The sequence below is a fragment of the Gluconobacter sp. genome, from assembly GCF_047723935.1.
GTDB lineage: Bacteria > Pseudomonadota > Alphaproteobacteria > Acetobacterales > Acetobacteraceae > Gluconobacter.
The window spans coordinates 1-6,404 of sequence record NZ_JBDOBO010000109.1 but is presented as its reverse complement, the minus strand read 5'-3'; the positions used below and the strand labels follow the sequence as shown (position 1 = coordinate 6,404).

The following is a 6,404-nucleotide window of genomic DNA, read 5'->3' as shown; positions in this document are numbered from 1 at the left end:
CAGGATCGCCCCCAGCTTCTGTCCTGGCTGATGTTTGTTGCAACGGGTCTTGGTCCTTTCTCAGGACAGGCGGTACATTTCCAGCATGCGGCACCGGAAGGTCTGGACTATGCGGTCCATCGATACCGTCGTGAAGCGGAGCGGCATTATCAGATCCTGAACGATCATCTGGAAGGACGATCTTTCATTGTCGGCGATCATTATACGATTGTGGACATGTCGGCCTGGGGCTGGCTGGACCGGGCAGTGCGGGTCATGAAAGGTGAAGACAGGCCGTTGGAACGCTGGCCCAATCTGAGCTGTTTCATGGACATGATGAACGCTCGTCCTGCAGTCGATCGTGCCCATACCATCATGAACGGGCACGCATTCAAGACCATCATGGATCAAGACGCGCGTCAGGCCATGTATCCGACCAGTCTCTTCCCGATGTCAAAAGGAACAATCTCATGAGCGGACCCTTCGATTATACACCCCCAAAAATCTGGACGTGGACGGCACCAAGTGGCGGCAAATTCGCCAGTACGAACCGCCCGACTGCCGGGGCCACCCATGAGCAGACCCTTCCCGTTGGCCAGCACCCGCTTCAGCTCTATTTCCTTGGCACCCCCAATGGCGTCAAAGTCACGATCCTGCTTGAGGAACTGCTTGCTGCCGGTCATACGCAGGCCGAATATGACGCATGGCTTATTCGTATTGGCGAAGGGGATCAGTTCGGCTCCGGCTTTACGGAGATCAATCCGAATTCCAAAATTCCAGCCCTTGTTGATCACAGCGGCGATCAGCCTCTGGCCGTTTTTGAGTCCGGGTCAATCCTGTTGTATCTGGCCGAAAAATTCGGTGCCTTCATCCCCAAGGATATCGCTCATCGGACGGCATGCCTGAACTGGCTATTCTGGCAGGTAGGCAGTGCACCTTATATTGGTGGCGGTTTTGGACACTTCTATGCTTACGCGCCAGAGAAAATCGAATACGCGATCAATCGGTTTGCCATGGAAGCCAAGCGGCAACTGGATGTGCTTGATCGACGTCTCGCGGAAAGCCCTTTCATAGCTGGCGAAGAGTATACAATCGCCGATATGGCCATTTTCCCGTGGTATGGTGGCCTGGTAGAGGGTTGGCTCTATAATGATGCGGCCACTTTTCTGAGCGTTCAGGACTATCCCCATCTCAGGGCATGGGCAGACCGACTTCTGGAACGGCCTGCCGTTCAGCGTGGCCGTATGGTCAACCGGACATCCGGAGACCTCTCAAGCCAGCTTTATGAACGTCATGACGCTTCCGATTTCGAGACAAAGACGCAGGATCGTCTTGGCGACAAGACATAGATCATCGACGTCCGGTTTCTTTCACGGACTTCCAAAACCGGACATGCCACTTTCCCCCCAAATCTGCCTCTTTAATCAGCGAGCGACAGAAAGCAGCTCACTTACCAACGCCGGCCGCTTATCCAATATCGCCGGAAAAATCTAGGCTGGTCCGGTTGGCTGACAACGCCCATGTTCCCAGTTCAGGAGGGTTCCCTTATCTTCGGCCATACTTGTTGTCATCAGGCTTTCGTTTGCGGCGCTTGAACGGCTTCTGTTGATCGTATTCTGTGGTGCGCTCGTCAATATCGCCGCTGCTTTTTTATGCTCTGAAAGTATGCTGACCAATGGGCACAAACCTTTAAAATATCTCCAATAGAAAATTTCATTGAAAGTCTTTCACCATAACCTTTAATAAACATCTTTTTTACGTTCTCTGATAAAGGTTTGCGGCCATGAAGCGAACGGAATTATCCGGTGGTGTCCGTGAGCGGCTGGGAACTTTGCTGTCGATTACGCCACCCGCTGCTCACACGGCGATTGGCCAGCTTTGCCAGGCTGGTATCCTAAGAGAACGAACTGGCTATGCCCGCAATCGAATTTACGTTGCAGATGAAGTGCTTGGCATCCTGAACCGACCCTTTGCAGAAGATCCTATAATTCCAGGCGCAGGTACCCAAGTCTAATGCCCTTGCTTTGATCGTGGTCGGCGAGCGAACAGGGGACCTTACATTTTGTCTTTCGAGTAGTAAAAACTATGTCGTATTATTTCTTATGCCAACTGGTTCATTCTTTTCCGGCGAGGTTACTCTGCATCCATCTCGGATAATACTCTAATCTTGACAGAAGCGTGACAATAAACTAAGGCCCGCGAACGACTGATCCGCTCCAACTATTCAGGCTCGCTTTCACTGACGCAACGGATCCGTTCCTGCGGCCGACCAATACCCGCCATATCCGTTCTCCCTGAAAAGAACGAAGCTTCCGTCCATTTCCAGATTATGTAAATCTATTTGCGGGACAGGACACTAGTCATTACACTCTCGAGAAAAAACTACACCACCCAAGTCAGTGACTAAATATACTGATACATGTTAAATCCTAAAATAAAGCTACATGACTCTTAAAACCGATTAGTGCTTGATTTTTTAGTTGTTTCTGCCCACCTGGATGGATGTAATACTGAAAATCAGGAGAAAATGTTACGCCGCGCATGACATAAATCTGATAGATCGCCTCCAAATTGTAAGTTGATGTCTGAGGAAAAAACGCTCCGTTCGGGATTGGAAGATTTTGCAATGCAAAAAGCCTCTCTGAGCGCGTCAAATTATCGGAGATCTGTGAATAGGCAAAATCAACGCCGATCGCGTCGATGGGTCGTAATTTCCAGAATCCACGATCAAAGATACCGAAGGAATATTGTGCAGAGCGCGTCTGCGTCTGGGGCTTGTTGAAATAGGCAACACCCAGCAGGCTAATTCCCGCATCGGCTGCACCATCAGGATGGTGATAGACCATCTGGTCCAGCAAGGCCCATGCAGCCCATGCTCCATGAACCTCCCGGGCGGGTAGGCCGGTCAAAGCGAAAGCATTACCGTTGCCATCGTAATAGTTATCCCGATGATCTGCTGTATCGTAGGCAAAACCGAATTTATAGTGACCAGGTAATGTATGCTCCCTGCCCCATCGCGGCGCCCAGATGAACTCTACCGGCATGGCTTCACCGTCAATATTAGCCCCATTGAACTTGAAGCCGGTACGCATCTGGGTATTGGTATAGATACTGCCAGTTTCTGTAAAATACACACCAAACTGAAAAATGGTTGTAGCTGACGGGCGAATGCGGAAACGCAGAGCCCAGTTGGCATCAGGGTAGGAAGCGTGGGCCGCGTTGTCTCCCGCAGCCTTTGGATTGCCGCAGAAGGAATTGTTCATGAAATTGCAGTAAAACGGATTGGCAGAGAAATCACTCAGGAATGACATACGACCCGCTGCTATATCCAGGCGATCCTTGAACAGCGTTTCGTCAGCATAGGCATAGACAAGGTGAACAAGGACATTCCCGCCTGAGCCATAAATCTCCTGGCTGGGTGTAAGAAGCATATCCCCAAACATGGGGCTCACGGGAATACCGTAGCGACCGACGACAACAGCGTGCGTCGACAAGCCAGTGCCCCCTGCCAGCCGGCCCCAGTCGATAACGTTTTCCATCGAATATTGACCTGTGTTACTCGCTCCCTTGCTCAGGCCAAGTCCCGGAGTGGGACTGTTGATCATGCCGGACATCTCGTTGACATTATCCAGAACAAGGCTGATTCCATGCTCTCTGAGCCGAGAAATCAGGCCAAACGGATCGACGAGAATTGTTTCGGGCTGTGGCAAGACATCTGTTTGCTTTCGAGCCTGTTCCAACGGCGCCTGGGACATGAGGGAGGGTTGAAGTCCCGTCGCAGTGTCCCCTCCTGTGCCAGACGACGTAATCGACTGAGCTCGTGCAGTACTCAAATAGAAATCAGCGCAGGCCACAATTCCAGAGATGAGGAACAATATCTTAAATCTATGGGAGTGAATAAAGGATGGAATCGTACATCTCCATAGATTAATATTCTCAAGTCAGATACCTGCTGAAGAGCAAATAGACCCTGAGTACTCAGCAGGTACCTGATAATCATTATGAATAAGCTACGGTTAATTTTTTTCTTTGGCAGTGCGGAGATCACTTAAGGTCAGTAGCCAGATCAGGAAGCCTCCGAGTGCAAGGGCACTTCCCACCCACCCCACAGACGTCAGTCCAAAGCCATATGCAATTGCCAGGCCGCCTAACCAGGGACCAACGGCATTGGAAAGATTGAAGGCACTCTGATTCAGTGCGGCTGCCATGGCTTCAGCGCCGACTGCGACTTCAAGCAACCGCGATTGGATGACGGTGCCCAAGCCGCCGCCACACCCAATCATGAACACAACAGGCATCAGTTCCCAGATATTGTGGGCCGAGCCCGCAAATCCTGCGAGAGCAGCCGCATTGACCATCAAAATTCCACCCATTGTAAGCATCATTTTGCGGTCAGCGGCCCAGGCACACGCGACAGTCCCTGTCGTCATTCCCGCGCCAAAAACTGTCAACATGACAGCAATCATCATGGAAGATGCATGCAGGTTTTCCTGCAAAATGGCAGTGAGATACGTATAAACACAGAAAATCCCGCCAAACCCGACCGCACTGATTCCAAGGGTAAGCCAGACCTGACGGTTTTTGAGGCCTCGCAACTGACCCATGGCACTCGCATGTGGACGGGACGGATCGTTTGGCACAACGAGAGCAACAAGCAACGTTGTGATCAGTGCCAGAGCTGCGATCATACCAAAGGACCACCGCCATCCTACCGAATGTCCCAGGATACTGGCGAGTGGAACACCAGCAACCGTGGCGAAGGTCAGAGCAAGCACCACACGTGACACAGCTTGTGTACGTCGGTTCGGAGGAACAAGGGATGATGCAATGATCCCGGCAATTCCAAAATATGCTCCATGGGGCAGACCGCTGATAAAACGGCAGATCAAGAGGAAGCTATAGGAGGGAACAAAAGCCGTTACGCCATTGCCCAGCATGTAAAGAATTGTGAGAGCAAGAAGCGTCTTTTTGTGACTCAGCCGCGCACTCAGGATGGCAATGAGGGGAGCACCAACACCTACGCCAATTGCATATGCAACGATTGCGTGCCCGGCTTGGGGCACTGTTACCTGAAGGTCCTTCGCTATGAGGGGAACAAGGCTCATTGCCGTGAATTCAGCGGTTCCGATTGCAAAATCCCCGAGTGCAAGTGCAAAAAAAATGAGGGACGTCCGAGAAGATGTTGTCGTCATCGGTGCTGAATTCTGGGGAAAAACTGCAGTGGTCATGCGATCTCTGGAGCGAGGGAGGTTTTCTAAAGAAGAATAGCGCGATAACTCGGTAGATGGCTCGAAGCAACGCGACACACCAGATGGTTCGGGGCAGTCAATTCAGTTTCATTACGTTTTAATATCGTTATTTTAACAAGGCTCACCAAAGCGCAAGCTTCAACATGCATAAATCTGCAGGAAATCCGCTAGATGAGTCTGAAATTCTGTGCGCAAGAAAGTATTATAAAAATAAAATGGTCGCGCTATATCGACGAAGAGAAAACACGTAATAAACATCTGTTGGGCACGTCCATAAGGGACTCCCATTACACAATGTACGAATCTCGGAAGGTTGGAAACGCAGATTTTGCACAGATCATCACGATCTCTGATCTAAAAACCCAGATCCTGTGTAGCTCTTAGATGACCCTTCGTTGAGTACAGTTTGATGCCCCGTAGAAAGCTCTCAAGAACGTCGCAGTCCGAACCTGTCTATGAAGTCATTACGGCTGCTCCAGCCCAGAGTTTTGCTTTGACGCGGCATGATTATCCCGCCGACTGTGCCAAATGGAATTATCATCCGGAATACGAACTGCACCTTATTACCGCGAGTAGTGGGCGATATGTCATCGGCGACTGCCTCGGCACGTTTCATGCCCGAAGCCTGTTCTTGATTGGCCCCGACTTACCACACAACTGGTTCAGCAACGTCGACCAGGCCGAGACAGTAAGTGGACGTGATTTGATCGTCCAGGTCCAGCCAGTATGGCTTCAGAGCTTGGTTCAGTTGTGTCCTGAATTTGAAGAGATCACGCGCCTCCTCGATGACGCAGCGAACGGAATTGAATTCCACGGGCCATCGCTGGATATTCTGTGTCACCAGATGGAAGAACTGGAAATTGCGGATCCGGCAGACAGGGTGGCCAAATTCATTTCATTACTTATCAATTTGGCCAGGGCGTCGAGGCATGTTTTGTGCCGATCTTGGAATTCCCAGTCGTCAAAAACATCGGGCTCTCGTGCGATCAATCAGGTCATGCAACTGCTGCTCTCTACTGATTTGAGAACCGTCAAACAGGCGGAGATCGCCCGTCATGTTAAGATGACTCCTTCCGCCTTTTCACGCCTGTTTCAGCAGGCCACAGGCGATACGTTTACTAATTTTGTACGCCGCTTGCGAATCAGCCGCGCCTGTAACCTTCTGATGACCACAGA

Annotated in this window: 6 protein-coding genes; 4 read left to right on the top strand and 2 right to left on the bottom strand. The window is 50.9% G+C overall.

The genetic code is table 11. The features are described from left to right. The 3 genes from ABF979_RS15950 to ABF979_RS15940 all read left to right on the top strand — a co-directional run. Window positions 1-453 (top strand): glutathione S-transferase C-terminal domain-containing protein (locus ABF979_RS15950; RefSeq protein WP_415560684.1); only part of this gene is annotated, 453 nt, incomplete at its 5' end. Beyond that, window positions 450-1,328 carry a glutathione-dependent disulfide-bond oxidoreductase gene (gene yghU, locus ABF979_RS15945; RefSeq protein WP_415560683.1) on the top strand — a complete coding sequence of 293 codons (879 nt, stop codon included), beginning with the start codon at window positions 450-452 and terminating at the stop codon, window positions 1,326-1,328. The genes ABF979_RS15950 and yghU, both read left to right, overlap by 4 nt. A 434-nt stretch (window positions 1,329-1,762) precedes the next feature. Continuing rightward, the gene (locus ABF979_RS15940; protein WP_415560682.1) at window positions 1,763-1,993 is read left to right on the top strand and encodes a hypothetical protein; all 231 of its coding nucleotides are present in this window, start codon (window positions 1,763-1,765) and stop codon (window positions 1,991-1,993) included. Between the two features lie 415 nt (window positions 1,994-2,408). Here the strand turns inward: ABF979_RS15940 and ABF979_RS15935 are convergent, their stop codons facing one another. Next, window positions 2,409-3,689: a carbohydrate porin gene (locus ABF979_RS15935; protein WP_415560681.1), complete on the bottom strand. Its 1,281-nt coding sequence runs from the start codon at window positions 3,687-3,689 to the stop codon at window positions 2,409-2,411. 306 nt (window positions 3,690-3,995) lie between these two features. Next, the gene (locus tag ABF979_RS15930) at window positions 3,996-5,207 is read right to left on the bottom strand and encodes an MFS transporter (RefSeq protein WP_415560680.1); all 1,212 of its coding nucleotides are present in this window, start codon (window positions 5,205-5,207) and stop codon (window positions 3,996-3,998) included. A gap of 430 nt (window positions 5,208-5,637) precedes the next feature. On the opposite strand from ABF979_RS15930, the gene ABF979_RS15925 reads away from it, so the two are divergent. Next, on the top strand, window positions 5,638-6,404 hold a 767-nt coding region (locus ABF979_RS15925), incomplete at its 3' end, for an AraC family transcriptional regulator (protein WP_415560679.1).

Excerpts from the sequence above, each read along its gene's own strand:
- yghU (WP_415560683.1), top strand. The coding sequence starts at position 450 with ATGAGCGGACCCTTCGATTATACACCCCCAAAAATCTGGACGTGGACG.
- ABF979_RS15940 (WP_415560682.1), top strand. The coding sequence starts at position 1,763 with ATGAAGCGAACGGAATTATCCGGTGGTGTCCGTGAGCGGCTGGGAACT.
- ABF979_RS15930 (WP_415560680.1), bottom strand. The coding sequence starts at position 5,207 with ATGACCACTGCAGTTTTTCCCCAGAATTCAGCACCGATGACGACAACA.